At 66.3% G+C, this 15,296-nt stretch carries 16 protein-coding genes; 8 read left to right on the forward strand and 8 right to left on the reverse strand.

What is annotated here, in order from left to right:
• The first annotated feature begins 124 nt into the window (after positions 1 to 124).
• Positions 125 to 391, forward strand: coding sequence for a hypothetical protein (locus FQU96_RS07945; protein WP_146540327.1), 267 nt, complete (start codon positions 125 to 127; stop codon positions 389 to 391).
• A 7-nt stretch (positions 392 to 398) separates the two neighbouring features.
• Entirely contained in the window at positions 399 to 1,214 is an 816-nt protein-coding gene (locus FQU96_RS07950) for an Imm72 family immunity protein (RefSeq protein WP_146540328.1), read from the forward strand.
• Between the two features lie 119 nt (positions 1,215 to 1,333).
• Here the strand turns inward: FQU96_RS07950 and FQU96_RS07955 are convergent, their stop codons facing one another.
• Positions 1,334 to 1,786: a hypothetical protein gene (locus FQU96_RS07955; RefSeq protein WP_146540329.1), complete on the reverse strand. Its 453-nt coding sequence runs from the start codon at positions 1,784 to 1,786 to the stop codon at positions 1,334 to 1,336.
• Positions 1,787 to 1,891: 105 nt separating this feature from the next.
• Positions 1,892 to 2,629 (reverse strand): monofunctional biosynthetic peptidoglycan transglycosylase, encoded by a 738-nt coding sequence (mtgA, locus tag FQU96_RS07960; RefSeq protein ID WP_218574644.1) that lies wholly within the window; start codon positions 2,627 to 2,629, stop codon positions 1,892 to 1,894.
• A 251-nt stretch (positions 2,630 to 2,880) separates the two neighbouring features.
• Between mtgA and FQU96_RS07965 the strand changes: the two genes are divergently transcribed.
• The 3 genes from FQU96_RS07965 (at position 2,881) to FQU96_RS07975 (ending at position 6,199) form a co-directional block, all read left to right on the forward strand.
• Positions 2,881 to 3,315 carry a CBS domain-containing protein gene (locus FQU96_RS07965; RefSeq protein ID WP_146540330.1) on the forward strand — a complete coding sequence of 145 codons (435 nt, stop codon included), beginning with the start codon at positions 2,881 to 2,883 and terminating at the stop codon, positions 3,313 to 3,315.
• A gap of 328 nt (positions 3,316 to 3,643) precedes the next feature.
• On the forward strand, positions 3,644 to 3,949 hold the full coding sequence (locus FQU96_RS07970) for a hypothetical protein (protein ID WP_146540331.1): 306 nt from the start codon (positions 3,644 to 3,646) through the stop codon (positions 3,947 to 3,949).
• A gap of 93 nt (positions 3,950 to 4,042) precedes the next feature.
• A complete protein-coding gene (locus FQU96_RS07975) occupies positions 4,043 to 6,199 on the forward strand; it encodes a catalase (RefSeq protein ID WP_146540332.1) in 2,157 nt (718 codons plus the stop codon).
• Positions 6,200 to 6,232: 33 nt separating this feature from the next.
• Here FQU96_RS07975 and FQU96_RS07980 read toward each other — a convergent pair whose 3' ends face one another.
• The 3 genes from FQU96_RS07980 to FQU96_RS07990 all read right to left on the reverse strand — a co-directional run bounded on the left by FQU96_RS07980 (position 6,233) and on the right by FQU96_RS07990 (position 10,317).
• Complete coding sequence (locus tag FQU96_RS07980; protein WP_146540333.1) at positions 6,233 to 6,637, reverse strand: hypothetical protein; 405 nt, start codon at positions 6,635 to 6,637, stop codon at positions 6,233 to 6,235.
• A gap of 111 nt (positions 6,638 to 6,748) precedes the next feature.
• Positions 6,749 to 9,910: a CheR family methyltransferase gene (locus FQU96_RS07985; protein WP_370461356.1), complete on the reverse strand. Its 3,162-nt coding sequence runs from the start codon at positions 9,908 to 9,910 to the stop codon at positions 6,749 to 6,751.
• 26 nt (positions 9,911 to 9,936) lie between these two features.
• On the reverse strand, positions 9,937 to 10,317 hold the full coding sequence (locus tag FQU96_RS07990) for a response regulator (protein ID WP_178130380.1): 381 nt from the start codon (positions 10,315 to 10,317) through the stop codon (positions 9,937 to 9,939).
• 422 nt (positions 10,318 to 10,739) lie between these two features.
• Between FQU96_RS07990 and FQU96_RS07995 the strand changes: the two genes are divergently transcribed.
• Positions 10,740 to 11,138, forward strand: coding sequence for a hypothetical protein (locus tag FQU96_RS07995; protein WP_146540335.1), 399 nt, complete (start codon positions 10,740 to 10,742; stop codon positions 11,136 to 11,138).
• Between the two features lie 27 nt (positions 11,139 to 11,165).
• Here the strand turns inward: FQU96_RS07995 and FQU96_RS08000 are convergent, their stop codons facing one another.
• On the reverse strand, positions 11,166 to 11,459 hold the full coding sequence (locus tag FQU96_RS08000) for a hypothetical protein (RefSeq protein WP_146540336.1): 294 nt from the start codon (positions 11,457 to 11,459) through the stop codon (positions 11,166 to 11,168).
• Between the two features lie 53 nt (positions 11,460 to 11,512).
• Complete coding sequence (locus FQU96_RS08005; RefSeq protein ID WP_146540337.1) at positions 11,513 to 11,845, reverse strand: hypothetical protein; 333 nt, start codon at positions 11,843 to 11,845, stop codon at positions 11,513 to 11,515.
• A gap of 427 nt (positions 11,846 to 12,272) precedes the next feature.
• Here FQU96_RS08005 and FQU96_RS08010 point away from each other — a divergent pair, with 427 nt between their 5' ends.
• Together FQU96_RS08010 and FQU96_RS08015 are read left to right on the forward strand one after the other, a co-directional pair.
• A complete protein-coding gene (locus tag FQU96_RS08010) occupies positions 12,273 to 13,196 on the forward strand; it encodes a response regulator (RefSeq protein ID WP_178130381.1) in 924 nt (307 codons plus the stop codon).
• Positions 13,197 to 13,369: 173 nt separating this feature from the next.
• Positions 13,370 to 14,356: an NAD(P)-dependent oxidoreductase gene (locus FQU96_RS08015; protein WP_146540339.1), complete on the forward strand. Its 987-nt coding sequence runs from the start codon at positions 13,370 to 13,372 to the stop codon at positions 14,354 to 14,356.
• 10 nt (positions 14,357 to 14,366) lie between these two features.
• Here the strand turns inward: FQU96_RS08015 and FQU96_RS08020 are convergent, their stop codons facing one another.
• On the reverse strand, positions 14,367 to 15,293 hold the full coding sequence (locus FQU96_RS08020; RefSeq protein WP_146540340.1) for a glycine/sarcosine/betaine reductase selenoprotein B family protein: 927 nt from the start codon (positions 15,291 to 15,293) through the stop codon (positions 14,367 to 14,369).
• Between the last annotated feature and the right edge of the window lie 3 nt (positions 15,294 to 15,296).

Here is a 15,296-nt window from a genome sequence, read left to right on the forward strand (position 1 = left end):
TCCGGTAGTCCGGCATAGCCTCTCAGCGGCGCCCATCGGATCGTGATCTGCCCGAGCGGGTCCCGGGCAAGCCCGTGTTCCCGCGCTGAGGCGCGCCACACGATGCGGGCGCATGGGAGGCTGGATGAGACAGGCGGTGATGATCCTGGTGGCTGTCGAGGCTTTCCTGCTGGGGCTGGGCCTGTTGAAGCTGTGGCTGACCAGAGCGAAGAGCGATCTTGCCGGACGCGGCATGGCTTCCGCCTATGTCGCGATCGCAACGATCATTGCGTCATTGCTGATGGCGCCGGCTTTCGCGGTCGCCTACCATGACACGCTGCTGTGGCTGGCGCTGACTTTGGCGGTGATCGCGGCTTTCTTCGTGCTGGTCGCGGCAGTTTCCAGCTTGTAGTGCCGATATGAACGACGAACCCGACATCGAATACGAAGCGGCGCCGATCGTCACCGAACTCAGCGGTAACGAAATGCAGGCCGATGCCGCCACGTTCGCCGGCGCCTGCGCGCTGCTGCGCCTGTTCACGTCGCGCACCTATCTGGCCGAGTCGCTGTCGCTGTTCGGCCAGCTCTGCGACACCTTCGAACAGTGGCCGCAAGCCAGACAGCGGCTCGGCAAGCAGACGCTGACCGAATGGAGGGCCGCGCTGCGCGAGCAGCGTGCCGCATTCGAACGCGGCATGGCCATGCTGGACGCGGGCAACACGGCGGCCGCTTACGCGGCGATCGCGTTGGCGATGGTGGACGCGTTGGAGCCGCGGGATGCACGCGACGAACGCCACTTCTCGCTGCGCTTTGCCGCAGCGGAAATCGGCCCGTCGCTCACCGACGTTGCCGCGAGGCTTGGCGCCATGGCAGGCCGCATCAGCATCACGCTGGCCGCACAATGGTCGTACCAGACGCTCAGCGCTGACGTGCCGCCGCAAGAAAGCGAACCGCCCACGGTTCCTGAAAAGACGCTTGCCGTGGACACAGGCGACCGGGTTCCGAGCACCGGCCTGTGGGTGCCGACGACGATCCGCTACGGCTGCCCGAATTTTCTCATCGCCGGCCAGAGCGCGGCGTCGATGACGCGCGCCGCCACGCGATACGACTACGCCGCATCGGATGGCGGCGGATTGGAGCCACCGCGGCAGGCGTGGAGCGATTACGACTACGTCGAAGAGCCTACGGTCTGGCGCCTGGTCTGGGACGACACGCGTTACCGACGCCTAATGTAAGGCGCGACTGTCATCCCGAGCGCAGCGAGGGATCTTCTGCAAGTGACGCACGGTGCGTCTGCGTCGAAAGATCCCTCGCTGCGCTCGGGATGACAATCGCGCCTCGCCACTCGCCAAGCCTACTTCTGCGGCGGCGGGAAGCGTTTGATCGCCTGCAGAAGCCAGCGGCCTTTGTCGGTGATCCAGACGTCGGTCAGCCGGAATCCGTGCCAGACCAGGTCCCGCTGCTGCAAGCCGTAGACGAACCAACTGGCGACGCCGGGGGCCGCGTCCAGCGGCAGGCTCGCCTCGAGCGCACGCGATGCCCGGGCGAACGCCTCGGGATCGTCGACCGATTGCGTCCGGTCCAGCGCCGCCTGCAGCACATCGTGAAGTATCTGCAGGGCATCGTCGGACGCACACGTGCAGTAGCCCAGCTCCTGCTTCAAGGCGTCCAGCAGTTGCTCGTGGTCGCCGATCGCCTGCCGTTTCTGCGGCAGCGGGCCATCCACGGACAGGACGATCCGCTCGGCCTCCGCCGGCGCGCAACCGTATACCGCGCACAAGATGCCGATCGACTGGGCCCGGTCCATGTCATTCATGCGGATTGCCGTATAGACCTCTTGCGGCGAGGCACCCCGATCCTTCAGGGCCCGGAAACGAGCGACGGGGTCATCATTGGACATGGACGTACGGTCTCAGCGGGTCACGCAGGTCGCGAGCGGCCTGATATCGCGCATCCGTCGCAGCAGCACGGGCACGCGCTCCGCCGCATAGCCGCGAGTCGGCGACCAGTCGCGCGGGTCGGGCAGAATGGCCGCGAGACCGGCCGCCTGGCGCGCCGACAGCGCGGCCGCACCCTTGCCATAGTAGCGCCGCGCCGCAGCCTCGACGCCGAAGATGCCGCGGCCGGTCTCCACGACGTTGAGATAGAGCTCGATGATGCGTTCCTTGCCGAGGAACAGCTCGACCACCGGCGTCCACAGCGCCTCCAGCATCTTGCGCGGCCAGCCGCCGCCGGGCCACAGGAACAGGTTGCGGGTGAGTTGCATCGAGATCGTGCTGGCGCCGCGCAGACGCTCCCCGTTGCGCGCCTCGTCGATGGCATCGCCGATCGCCGCCCAGTCGAAACCGTAATGCTGGCAGAAGCGGTTGTCCTCGGCCGCCAGCACGGCCAGCGGCATCGCCGCCGGCAAGGCGTCGAGCGCGACCCACGTGCGCGTCATGCCGTCGCCCTCGAGCGCGCGGATCACCATCAGCGGCGTCGCCGGCGGCGGCACGAACCGGTAGAGCGGTGTCACCGCGACCGGCAGCAGCAACAGCACGACGAGGGCGAGCGCGACACCACGCAGCAGTCGCGGCAGGCGGATCCGCATCCGTGCGGACGACGGTCGGACGGCAGGATCGGTTTGCGTGGTTCCGGGCTGCTGGGACATCAGCGCGTTCCGGGTGCTTCGTGTTCCGGCATGGTCGCCCGGCCGTCCATTGATATCGCAAGGAAGCGTGCGCTCACGGGACCACTCATCGAGATCTACAGTCGCAGTGTACGATCAGTCGCCCCGCTTGTCTTCAGCCTGTGCAGAGCGCCGGTTTGCGGACTTCCGCCCCCGGAACAACGTCCGGATCCTCGCGTTGATTGCAAATGCGGGCCGGGCGGCCCTTGCACAACCCGGGTCTGGAGGATGTCATGAAAGTGCGCGACGCCATGACACCCGCCGTGCAGATCATGAACCCCGACGATACGATCGCGGATGCGGCGCGCCTGATGGTCACACTCGATGTCGGCGCCTTGCCGGTAGGTGAACATGACCGCCTGGTCGGCATGATCACGGATCGCGATATCACCGCGCGCGCCGTCGCGAAGGGCAAATCGCCGGACACCCAGGTCCGCGACGTGATGAGCGCAGAGGTTCTCTACTGCTTCGACGACGAGGACGTCGAACACGTGGTCGACAACATGGGAGATGTCCAGGTACGGCGCCTGCCCGTGATGAACCGCAGCAAGCGCCTGGTCGGGATCATTTCCCTGAGCGACATCGCCATCAAGCACGTTGCCGAGGTCGTCGGCCAAAGCGTGGCCAGCATTTCGGAGCCGGGTGGTCGACATCGGCAGTCGGCATAGCCGTTTTACAGGAGGGGCGCATGGCTTCGACAAGGTCCGGACGGGCCCTGCGATTCGTTGTCGGCTTGATCGCGGCTGTGGCGCTGGCCGGCGTTTTCCTGTTCGTTGGCGGCAAAAGAGTGGAAATCCCCAGCACCGCCGAGCGCCCCCGCGGCAGCAGCGTGCCCGCGACCCCTGCCCCGCACGCCCCCATCGTCCCGAACCCGGCGACGATGGACAATCCAAAGTGACTTGAAAAGTTGAACTTCCCGCAGCGCGGAACCGCTGCCGCGTGCGTCCGTTGGCTTGCCGGTGCGCCTGTGGCGCGCCGGCTCCAAGGAGGATGCAGATGCGACAGGCACTCATGTGCGCGCTGGCGATAGCAGGGACAACCATGCTGGCCATCAGCGCGCTGGCGCAAGATCAAACCGATCAGATGTGTCGGCAACAAGCTCAACGCCTGGCGTTGGGCGGCGAGAATCTGGTCGACTTCATGGCGTATTGCAACGGCCGCCAGGTTGCCGAGAGACCGATGTCCGCCGATCGATGGCTGGCGTGCCAGGACAAGACGCGCGGCAGCAGCGGACGCGGTCCGGATTCTTCCCATACGCCGCAGCAGAAGAACGCCATGAAGGACTGCCTCGACGGCCGATAACGCGAGGCTGGCGCAGCCGACATCCATTCCTGTGGGAACCCGGGTGCAGTTGGGACGTCGTCTCGCTGCAGACTTCTCACAGGATGGATGGCGATGGCCAAGACGGGGAAACGGGGCGGCTCGCCCTCATCCAAGACCGCGCAATCACGCACACCCACACAGGATCGCAAAGCCCGCAACGGCCTCGGCCAGCGCGGACGCGGCGAGACGCACCAGGTCGCCGGCGGCGACGTGCCGGTCCTCACCACCCAGCAGGGCATCCCCGTTGCCGACGATCAGAACTCGCTGAAGATCGGCGCGCGCGGCCCGACTGCGCTCGAAGATTTTCATTTCCGCGAGAAGCTGTTCCACTTCGACCACGAGCGCATTCCCGAGCGGGTGGTTCACGCACGCGGTTTCGGCGCCCACGGTTTTTTCGAGACCTACGAGTCCCTGTCGGACATCACCCGTGCCCACCTGTTTCAACGCAAGGGCGAGCGGACGCCGGCCTTCGTGCGCTTTTCGACCGTTGCCGGCAACAAGGGCTCGGCCGACCTGGCGCGCGATGTCCGCGGCTTCGCCGTCAAGCTCTACACCCAGGAGGGCAACTGGGACATCGTGGGCAACAACATCCCGGTGTTCTTCATCCAGGATGCCCTGAAGTTTCCCGACATCATTCATGCCGCGAAGGACGAGCCGGACCGCGGCTTCCCGCAGGCGCAGACCGCGCACGACAATTTCTGGGACTTCATCTCGCTGAACCCCGAGACGATGCACATGGCGCTCTGGATCATGTCCGACCGGACGATCCCGCGCTCGTTCCGCTTCATGGAGGGCTTCGGGGTCCATACGTTCCGGCTGATCAATGCCGAGGGCAAATCGACCTTCGTGAAGTTCCACTGGAAGCCGAAGCTCGGCATGCAGTCGGTCGTCTGGAACGAGGCTGTGAAGATCAACGGCGCCGATCCCGACTTCCATCGGCGTGACCTGTGGGATGCCATCCAATCCGGCGATTTTCCCGAATGGGAGCTGGGCCTGCAGCTGTTCGACGAGGCGTTCGCCGACCGCTTCGCCTTCGACGTGCTGGATGCCACCAAGCTCATCCCGGAAGAGGACATTCCGATCCGCCGCGTCGGTCGCCTGGTGCTGGACCGCTGCGTCGACAATTTCTTCGCCGAAACCGAGCAGGTCGCCTTCTGTACCCAGAACATCGTCCCGGGCATCGACTTCAGCAACGATCCCCTGTTGCAGGGACGCAATTTCTCGTACCTGGATACCCAGCTGAAGCGGCTCGGCAGCCCCAACTTCACCTTCCTGCCGATCAACGCGCCCAAGTGTCCCTTCCACACCCTGCAGCAGGACGGCCACATGGCGTTCGTCAATCCCAAGGGGCGGGCGAACTACGAGCCGAATTCCTGGGGCGGCGCACAAGGCGGGCCGCGCGAGTCGCCCGAGCGCGGCTTTCCGTCATACCCCGAAGAAGCCGCCGGCCACAAACAGCGCGGCCGCAGCGAGACCTTTGCCGATCACTACAGCCAGGCGCGCCAGTTCTATGTCAGCCAGACGCCGATCGAGCAGGGCCACATCGCATCGGCCTTCACCTTCGAGCTGAGCAAGGTAGAGACCATCGCCATCCGCGCCCGCATGGTCGCGCACCTGCTGACCGTGGACGAGGCGCTGGGCACCACGGTCGCGCAGGGCTTACGGCTGAAGGAGATCCCGCAGGCAGCACAACCGGCGAAACCCGTCGAGACGTCCCTGGCGCCCTCGCCCGCGCTCAGCATCCTGGGCAATGGCCCCAGGAGTCTCAAAGGGCGCAGGATGGGCATCCTGGTCAGCGATGGTGTCGATGCCAAGCTGCTCAAGGCCCTCACCGACGCCCTGGCGCAGGAAGGCGCCACGTTCAGGCTGGTGGCCCCGATGGTGGGTGGCGTCGAAGCCAGCGACGGGCGCTGGGTGGACGCCCATGAAAAGATCGATGGCGGCCCATCCGTCCTGTTCGATGCCGTCGCTGTCCTGGTCTCCGACGACGGCGCGACGTCCTTGATGTCCGAACCGGCGGTGCGCGATTTCCTGGCCGACGCCTATGCCCACCTCAAATTCATCGGCTATGTGTCGTCCGCCCTGCCCGTGCTGGACAAGGCCGGCGTGCGCGCTGCCGGCGACGGCGGCATCATCGAACTGGGCAATGCCAAGAACGCGGCCCCGTTCGTGCAGGCATGCCGCGCGCTTCGCTACTGGGAACGGCTGAAGACGATCAAGAACCCATGAACCCGGCCGCCGTCGCGGCGGGCTTTGACGGCATCAGTAGATGAACTTCGACAGGATCGGGTGCCGGGCGGTAAACCGGAGCCGGGCCGCCAGTTCCTTGGCGGTCATTCTGCCGGCATAGTGGCAGTCGCACAGCAGCCGATGCGCCTCGGGCGCGGTCAGCTCGAAAAAACGGGTGCCGTGGCCGAACGTGTCGTTCGCAAGACCCTGCGTCCGCAGGACCGAGTCGCTGAACGCCAGCGCCAGCGGCGAGTCCTCGCCGCGCAGCCCTGTCCGCCGCTCGGGGGGCAGGTACTCGATTCCCCGCAGCGGCTGGACGCGTCCCTTGTGGGCTTCCAGCAGCGCGGCCCAGCGCTCCAGCTTCTCGCGCCGGGACATGGCCGCCACCGGGGCCGCCGTCGCCATTGCCTGGATCTGATCACGGGTCTTGGATTGCATCGCAGCCTCCGTCTGAAACCTGACGTGACGGACTTGCTTTTTCGACTGCTCCCTCCAGACGCCACTCGCCGCTGCAACGCCAGGGATACGCCAAAGTTCCGGCCGCAGGTCTTACGGCGACGCGGCCTTGTGCGGAAGGGTGAGCCGCACGGCAAGGCCGGCGGTGCCGTATTCAAAATTCGCCTGACCGTGGAAGCCGGTGGTCAGCTGGCGCTCGATCAGCTCCATGCCGAAGCCGCGGCGGGTGGGTGCCGTGACCGGGGCGCCGACGGACTCCAACCAGGCGATCGCCAGTCGCTCGCCATCGAGCCCCCAGGTCACATTCAGGTGGCCCTTGGACGTCGACAGCGCGCCGTATTTGGCGGCGTTGGTGACCAGCTCATGGAAGATCAGGCCAAGGCCCAGCGCACGCGATGAATCGAAGGCGACGTCGGGGCCGTTCAGCACGACGTTGCGGCCGCTCTCCTGGCGATAAGCTCGCAACTCGTTGTCGATGATCTCGCGCAACGACACGTCGCCCCACCGCTTGTTGGAGACGAGGCTATATGACTTGGCGAGCGAATTGATCCGCCCCATGAACGATTCGGTAAAGCGTTCCGGCGACGGACTGCGCGCCAGCGTCTGCGAGGCGATCGTTCCCACGACGGTCAGCATGTTGCGCACGCGGTGGTTCAGCTCTTCCACCAACACCCGCTGATGCGCCTCGGCGTCGACCAGGCCCGTCACGTCGACGAATGACACCAGCACACCTTCGACGACGTTGTTCGTGGCCCGATACGGCAAAATGCGCATCAAGTAGTGAGTCGCGCCGTCGGTGTGCCGGACATTGCGCTCGACGGTCTGTTCGGTCTCCAGCACGGTCTGGATGTCGCGCCGCAGGTCGCCGGCCTCGGCCAGGTGGCTGACGATATCGGTCAGCGGCCGGCCGCGATCGTTGGAGATCAGGTTGAAGATGCGGGGGACCGCCGGCGTGAAGCTGCGGATGATCAGCTTGCGGTCGAGAAAGATCGTCGCCACCGGCGTGGAGTCGAACACGTTGCGCAGGTCGTTGTGCGCCCGGTCGAGCTCTTCCACCTTGACGTTGAGCTCGGAATTGACGGTCTGCAGCTCCTCGTTGACCGACTGCAGTTCTTCCTTCGAGGTTTCCAGCTCCTCGTTGGTCGATTGCAGCTCCTCGTTCATGGACTGAAGTTCTTCGTTGGACGACTTCAGTTCCTCGACCGCCGTCTCGTATTCCTCGATGGTCGATTGCAGCCGTTCGCGTGTGTCGCGCAATTCGTGTTCGAGACGCTCCATCGACTTGTCGCTGCCGGCCGCATTGGAGTCCAGCTCGGCGTCCGACAGCGATCGCGGCGCGCCGATATCGGCGAAGACCACCATGAACAGGGGATCGCTCTCGGTGCCGCCCACCGGGTCGACCATGATGTCGACGAACTGGACGCGATCGCCGACTTCCACCGGAACGCTGTGCCGCGCCGCCGGGCGTCGGCCTTCCATCGCCTCGCGCAGCGCCGCCCGCAGGTCCAGGCGCAGCCCGCGGCGCGCCATCGCCAGAAGCTGCCGGTTGGGCAGGCCGGCGGCGGGCTCCAGGTACTTACCTGTGCGCGCCGAGTAATGCAGGATATCGCCCTCCCGGTTGACCACGACGTGAGCCGGCGCGAACTGCTCCATGACGCGCGCTTCGGTGGTGCGGCGCAGGTTGGCGGCAATGGCGCCACTGTCGTGCAGCGGCTCGCCGGCATGAGCGGCGGTCCGGCCGGTGCGCTGGAAGAACGGGAACTGCAGCGGTGGGATGACCTGGTCGCGGCGCCGGAAGATGCGGTTCTTCTTGTCCATCGGCGAGAAGAGGTCGGCATGCTGGCTGACGGTTTCCGACGTGCCGAGGAAAAGGTAGCCGCGCGGCTTCAAGGCGAAATGAAACACCGGCAGCACGTGGGTCTGCACGTTGACGCCGAAGTAGATCAGCAGGTTGCGGCACGAGATCAGGTCGATGCGCGAGAACGGCGGGTCGCGGATCACGCTGTGCGCCGAGAAGATGCAGAGGTCGCGGATGTCCTTGTTGACTGCGTAGCTGACATCATCGCCGGTGAAAAAGTGCTTCAGGCGCTGCGGCGAGACGTTGTCGAGCAGCGGTGCCGGATAGCGGCCGACGCGGGCCACCACCAGCGCCGCCTCGTCGATGTCGGTGGCGAAGATCTGGATCTTGGGCGGCGCCCGCAGGGTCTGCATATGCTCGCGCACCAGGATGGCGATCGAATAGACCTCCTCGCCCGTGGCGCAACCGGGGACCCAGATTCGCACCGTATCGCTGACGCCCTTGCCTTCAAACAGCTGGGGAATGATGGTCTGGCCCAGGGACTCGAAGGCATCCGGGTCGCGGAAGAAATTCGTCACGCCGATCAGCAGATCCTTGAAGAGCGAAGACACCTCGTCGGGGTCCTCACGCAGCCGCGCGACGTAGGCGTCGGCCTGATTGATCTGCATCACCTGCATGCGCCGCCGCACGCGGCGCATGAACGTCTTATCCTTGTAGCCGCGGAAATCGTGTCCCACCTGGTTGAGCAGGATCTGGCAGATCGCATCGCGGCTGGCGGCGACATCGGCGGCCGCCTCGGCTTGGGCACCTGCCGCTTCATCCAACGGCGCCTGATCCCCGATGATGCCCAGCAGTCGCTCCGCGACATGCTCGATCGGCAGCACCAGATCGACGACACCGGCGGCGATCGCGGTGTCGGGCATGCTGGCCTGGATCGGCGCGCTGCCGTCGGCACCTTGCGCCACCGTCAGGCCACCGCGTTCCTTGATGGCCTTCAGCCCGAGCGTGCCGTCGCTGCCGCCGCCCGACAGCAGGATGCCGATGGCCGATTCACCGCGCTCCTCCGACAGCGAGCTGAGAAAGACGTCAATCGGCTTGCGCTGGATTTCCGAAGCCCGGGCATGCAAATGCATGCGCCCGCCGGCCACCATGAGGATGTGGTCGGCGGGACAGACATAGACGTGATCGGCCTCGACCGAGGCGCCGTCGGTGGCTGAGAGCACCGGCATCGGCGTGTAACGAGCGAGGATCTCGGGCAGTGCGCTGGGTACGCCGCGGGCCAGGTGGGTCACCAGAATGAAGGCCATGCCGGTATCCGCCGGCATGGGATGAAACAATCCCTCCAATGCCTCGATGCCACCTGCCGAGGCGCCAATCCCGACAATGAACGATGGTGCCCGCGATGCCAAAGCCGTACTCCCGAGCCAGTGAACCGATTGTACATAGTCGGCAGCCACGACGTCCAAGCAAACGCATGCTCCGCTTAATAAAGCGGGCGGACTGAGCGCTTGATCAACTGCTGCACCAGCGGCACCACCTCGTCGCGCCCGAACGGCTTGCCGATGAAAGGACGCTGTTGATGGCGTTCCGGCACAATGGCCCGGCTGTGGCCGCTGACGATCACGAAGGCGATGTCGTGATCCTCCAGGGCATCGGCTACCGGAAAGGATTTCTGGCCCTGCAGGTTGAGGTCCAGGATCACAACGTCGGGTCTCCATTCCGCGACCTTCCCAAGCGCATCCTCGACCGTGGCCGCGAACGCGAACTGCTCGCAGCCCTCTTCCCGCAGCATGCCCTCAAGCGCCATCGACAAGAGAATCTCGTCCTCCACGATCAAAATCCGGCATCGGCTAAGCCCGGTCATCGGGCGTTCCTGATGCCGTGACGTTGACGCCCGTGGCGGCGCATTGGTTCCGCGCCGGCGGCGCGCGCTGAACCGGGCCATGTGGTGCGGGGACGCCACGCCTCTGGGGGCCCAGACGCGAAATGTCGCCCCAGGGGACGCTTGTCATCGGTCGAACCCCTCTGCACCGAGAAGGTGAGGCGACGGCGGGTTGCCAGCCGCCGTACATAGCATGGCTGCGCTCGGATTCAGCCTTGATTGGAAACGTCACCCCTGCAGAATGGTTCCGGGGATGATCATGGGGTCGGATCGGCGGTGCGGTGCTGGGCCGCCGGCCGGAACACGCCCCGGTGCATGGCGTAATTTTCCATGAGCCTGCCCCGCGGGGCACCGACTCTTTGGCACCAAGGCAACCGGACAACGCTGTTTGACGGTCGTCGATCATGTCGGAAGACCTGTTCTTGAATCTGCCAGCAGGCCCCGGCTGCGAGCGGTGTGCCAGCCGCACCTACGTGGCCAGCATCGAGCCTCATCCCGACAAACCACGGCACACGCGCCACGTCTTCGAATGCCCGCGGTGCTACCACCTGACGAGAATGACGGTTGGACGCCGCGGAGGATTGACCGATGCGATCAGCAGGGCGAGCCGCCACGTGAGCAATGCCGATCTTCTTGTCGAACGCCAGATGCGCCTGATCAAGCGCCTGCACGCCCAGGGACGCGATATCGCGCGCGCCGAGGCGCTGCTCGAGGTGTTGCAGGAATCCGCGCACGCTCTGCGACGATACCACGACTACCTGCTCAGTCGGGTGGAGCCGTCGACGCACGACCCATCGCAGTGATGGTCGCGAATCGGCACCGTCCACCCTCTACGACCCGGCCTGGTCCGACAGGAGCACGACTTTTCGCTTCACGGCGAAATCGACCACCGTCCTGATGGCCGTCATGATTTCCTCGACCTGAAACGCAGTCGGTACTTGCGGCACAGCCGCCAGGCGCTGCCGCAGATCGAACGCCATCATGCGTTCGGGCGCGACGCGCTCGTCGCTCGCGGTATGCTTGAGCCACAGGTCGACCGCGGCCAGCGCGCCGCCGATCGACTCCACGAACGTTGGTCCGGGGACAAAGCCCCAATCGACCGGCTCTTTGAATGTCCGAGGCATGGGTGCACCGTTGCGCCGCCCCGAGAACGGCGCGGCGCGACACGGGTCAAACTCTACAAGTTGACCAAGGAAGGGGGCGCCGAGCGACGGACCCGCGCGGCGTACGACGCGATGCGTGCGCCCTGGGCCTCGCGGCCGCACGCATACTTCACCATCCCCTTGATGGCGCGCTTGGCGGAGATGAGGTCAGCCTCGCTGGCGCTGACCGGAATGTGGTCCAGCAGGTCGCGCAGCGTCAGCATCAGGTCGCGTTCGCGCACCGTCTCGGCGCGCGCCGGTGTCAGTTCGAGCCACATGTCGATCGCGCCGAGCGCGCCATCGATGGAGTACAGCTTCGACGGTCCGGGCCCAACTCCCCAGGGCGCGGGTGTCTTGAAGGTCCTCATGTGCGTTGAGCCTACGTGAGTTTTCACGCGTGTGCCGTCGGTCCGACCCGACAGATCATCCTCGGCTGCGCGCCGTCGCCCGTCAAGCGCGGCGCGTCTGCCGGCGGCGTACCAACGTACGATTTTCGTCGCGTTGGACGCAGGCGCCACGCGGAGTTGCCCCTGCTCCAAAGGCCTTCACGGCGGCGTGTGATCAGCAGCAGGACGCCAGTGCCGCCCACCGTTGGCCTGCGCGCGGCTGGCCCGAACGCGAGCGTCGATGGCGAACCTCACACCGTATTGGACCCTTTCCGGCTGGGCTTTGCCGCGCAATTCCGGATACTCGGAGAGGTAGTATGGATAGCGCGTCTGCAAGCCCAGCTCCGCCCGGTTCACCATGCAGCTCCACTCATCCCGCTCGGATGTACAGAAACAACTCGGCGTCCTCGTGGTCGATGACGACGAGTCCCTGCTCGACGAGATGGTCACGACGCTCGCCGACGAGGGCTTCTCCGTGCACTCGGCCACGAGCGGGGCGGAGGCCATCCGTCATATCGAATGCAACCCGCGGATCGGCGTACTCCTCACCGACGTGCGCATGCCCGGCATGGACGGGCTGCAGCTGATCGAAGAGCTGCTGACCAAACTGCCCGCCGGCACGCCGGGCCCGCAGGTCATCGTTCTCACCGGCCACGGGACGATGGATACGGCGGTGCGGGCTCTTCAGCTGAGCGCGGACGACTTCCTGTGCAAGCCGGTGGTCCGCGCCGATCTCGTCGCCACAATCCGCCGCGCGATGGACAGGAGCCTCGATGCGCACGACCGAATCGCCGACCGCGACGGGGTTCTGAAACACCTCTCGACCATGCAGTCGACGCTGGCGGGAATCAAGACGACCGTGAATCGGTTCATCGACGGTGATGAAACACCGATCGAGATGGGTCCGGCCGCCAGTGATCCGCTCCCTGCACCCGCGGCGTCGCCAGCGGACATGTCGGCGCGCGTGCGGGCCATGTTGCATGAGCACAAGATCCGCGCCCGCGTCTTCCAGGACGGCATCTTCGTCGATCCAAGCTGGGACATGCTGCTCGATCTCATGCTGGCGCACATCGAGAAGCGCGAGATGTATCTGACCGGCCTGTGCGCCGGCTCCGGCCTGGCGCTCACGACCGCCCTGCGGCGGGTCGAGCAGCTGATCGCCGCCGGCCTGGTGCAGCGTCACGACGATCCCGCCGATCGCCGCCGCGTCATCGTCAGCCTGACGACGTGCGGCCAGGAGCGCCTTTCGGCCTATCTCGGACAAACGGAGCGCAAGCGGCCGGGCGAGAGCGCGCCAGGGCTTGCCGTCGCGGCCTCGTCGGCCGCGCGCTGACAGCGCACGTCATCATCTGCTGGTGGGTCGCTGTCATTCCGAGCGCAGCGCGGAGTCTTTTCGCCGGTTCCCGGACCCTTCACGCGGAAAGATTCTTCGCTGCGCTCGGGATGGCAGTCGAGCGACAGTCGCCCTAGGATGGCGCCCTCCGATCGACGACGCAGGGCGATCGCATGCGGGTTCTGATCATCGGTGGTGCCGGCTTCGTCGGCCTCGGCCTTGCCGAGGCGTTGTTGGCGCGCGGTGACGACGTCACCCTGCTCGATCGCCGCCCACCGCCCGCGGCGGCCGCCGCGATTCTGGGCCATCTCGGCGGCCACCTGTCGGTGGTCAGCGGCAATGTGCGCGACGAGAACGACGTTCGCTATGCCGTCGCCGACCAGCCCGACGTGGTGATCTACGGCGCGGCGCTGACGGCCGACGCGGCGCGCGAGGCAGCGGAGCCTGATCGGATCCTCGACATCAACGTCGGTGGCCTGGTGCGTACCCTGCAGGCGGTCAGCGCCGGAACCGTGCGCCGGACCATCCTGCTGAGTTCCGGGTCGGCCTACGGCGACAGTGGGTTCCAGCACGACCTGCTGCACGAGACGACGACGGCAACGCCGCGGTCGCTCTACGCTGTCAGCAAGCTCGCCGGCGAACAGTTCGCACGGCGCCTGGCCGAGCTGGGCGGGCTCGATACGCGCGTGGTGCGACTGTCGAGCGTGTTCGGGCCGTGGGAGCATGACACGGGCGTGCGCGACACGCTCAGCCCACCGTACCAGGTGGCGCTCGCCGCCCTCGAGGGCCGGCCGGCGCTGCTCCCGCGCCCCTGCCTGCGCGACTTCGTCTATGTCCGCGACGTCGCCGAAGCCATCCTGGCGCTGATCGATGCGCCATCACCCCGATACGACCTGTACAACATCGGTCCGGGCACACCCTGGAGTCTGCTCGACTGGGGCATCCTGCTGCGCGACATCGCCCGCCCCGGCTTCGAATGCCGCCTGCGCGAGGCCGGCGAAGCGGCAACCATCAACCTCCATGGCGATCGCGACCGCGCGCCGCTGGCTACGGCACGATTGGCCGATGAACTCTACAAGCCCCGCTACGGGATGACCCGATCCGCCCAGGACTACGGCGCGTGGCTGACCCGGCATGGCGCCGGCCTCATGCTGCCGTGAGGGCGCCTCTCTACGCCGCGCCGGCCTTCTGGCGCTGACCCAGCGCCACCTGCTTGACCTTGTCGAACTCGGCGCGGCGCTTGGCGACCTCCTCCGGGCTCATGCGGTCGACGTTGGAGAAGTCGAGTTTCCAATCGCCGTCGTCCGCCCAGCGCAGCGGCGACTGCACCGTGGTGCGGGGGCCGACGGCGCTCTCCAGCACCTTGAGCGCCAGGTCGAGCGTGAAGGCCTGGGTGTCGGGTTCGTGCGGCTTGCCGGCGGCATTGCCCAGCGGGAAATCACTGAACAGCAGGCGCGGCACGCCGGCGTGTTCGACGATGTCCTTGGCCGCGCCCATGATGATCGTGGCGATGCCGTTGCGTTCGAGGTGTCGAGCGACCAGACTCACGGTCTGGTGACAGACGGGTCAAGCGGGGACGAGCAGCGCCGCATCGACCTGATCCTGTCGGCAGCGCGCCAGGATCTCGGGTGCGTCGGTCTCCAAGGTGACACGCTGGCTGCGGTTGGTCGGCGCGCCATGGAAGCGTGGCGCCAGCTTGAAGCGGCCCTCGTCGGCGAACCGGCGCATCAGCGGCAGCGGGAACCACGTGTTGGAGTCGGTGGCCGTCGTATGCTTGCGGTCATAGCCGATATGGGAGATGCGCGTGTCGTGGTCGACCGCCGTGTCGCCCGAATAGACCGTGTAGAACTTGGCGCCGGCGTTGTAGGCCGCGCCCGGTCCCTGGTCGCCCTTGTCGGGCTGGTAAGGCGCCGCCGTGGTGATCAGCGCCAGCGTGCTGTCGCCGAGCTTGCGGGCCAGCGGCTGGAACGGTGCGTCCGTGTAATGCGCCCAGCGGTAAGGATTGTCGTAGCCGAGCGCCAGATAGTAGTCGCGCGTGCGACGCATGTACTCGATGGGCGCGTCGTGATCCGGCGCGAAGATGTGCGAGTCGGTCATGCG

It is taken from the genome of Reyranella sp. CPCC 100927 (genome assembly GCF_007859315.1).
Taxonomy (GTDB): domain Bacteria; phylum Pseudomonadota; class Alphaproteobacteria; order Reyranellales; family Reyranellaceae; genus Vineibacter.

Excerpts from the sequence above, each read along its gene's own strand:
- FQU96_RS07945 (WP_146540327.1), top strand. The coding sequence starts at position 125 with ATGAGACAGGCGGTGATGATCCTGGTGGCTGTCGAGGCTTTCCTGCTG.
- FQU96_RS07950 (WP_146540328.1), top strand. The coding sequence starts at position 399 with ATGAACGACGAACCCGACATCGAATACGAAGCGGCGCCGATCGTCACC.
- FQU96_RS07955 (WP_146540329.1), bottom strand. The coding sequence starts at position 1,786 with ATGGACCGGGCCCAGTCGATCGGCATCTTGTGCGCGGTATACGGTTGC.
- mtgA (WP_218574644.1), bottom strand. The coding sequence starts at position 2,629 with ATGTCCCAGCAGCCCGGAACCACGCAAACCGATCCTGCCGTCCGACCG.
- FQU96_RS07965 (WP_146540330.1), top strand. The coding sequence starts at position 2,881 with ATGAAAGTGCGCGACGCCATGACACCCGCCGTGCAGATCATGAACCCC.
- FQU96_RS07970 (WP_146540331.1), top strand. The coding sequence starts at position 3,644 with ATGCGACAGGCACTCATGTGCGCGCTGGCGATAGCAGGGACAACCATG.
- FQU96_RS07975 (WP_146540332.1), top strand. The coding sequence starts at position 4,043 with ATGGCCAAGACGGGGAAACGGGGCGGCTCGCCCTCATCCAAGACCGCG.
- FQU96_RS07980 (WP_146540333.1), bottom strand. The coding sequence starts at position 6,637 with ATGCAATCCAAGACCCGTGATCAGATCCAGGCAATGGCGACGGCGGCC.
- FQU96_RS07990 (WP_178130380.1), bottom strand. The coding sequence starts at position 10,317 with ATGACCGGGCTTAGCCGATGCCGGATTTTGATCGTGGAGGACGAGATT.
- FQU96_RS07995 (WP_146540335.1), top strand. The coding sequence starts at position 10,740 with ATGTCGGAAGACCTGTTCTTGAATCTGCCAGCAGGCCCCGGCTGCGAG.
- FQU96_RS08000 (WP_146540336.1), bottom strand. The coding sequence starts at position 11,459 with ATGCCTCGGACATTCAAAGAGCCGGTCGATTGGGGCTTTGTCCCCGGA.
- FQU96_RS08005 (WP_146540337.1), bottom strand. The coding sequence starts at position 11,845 with ATGAGGACCTTCAAGACACCCGCGCCCTGGGGAGTTGGGCCCGGACCG.
- FQU96_RS08015 (WP_146540339.1), top strand. The coding sequence starts at position 13,370 with ATGCGGGTTCTGATCATCGGTGGTGCCGGCTTCGTCGGCCTCGGCCTT.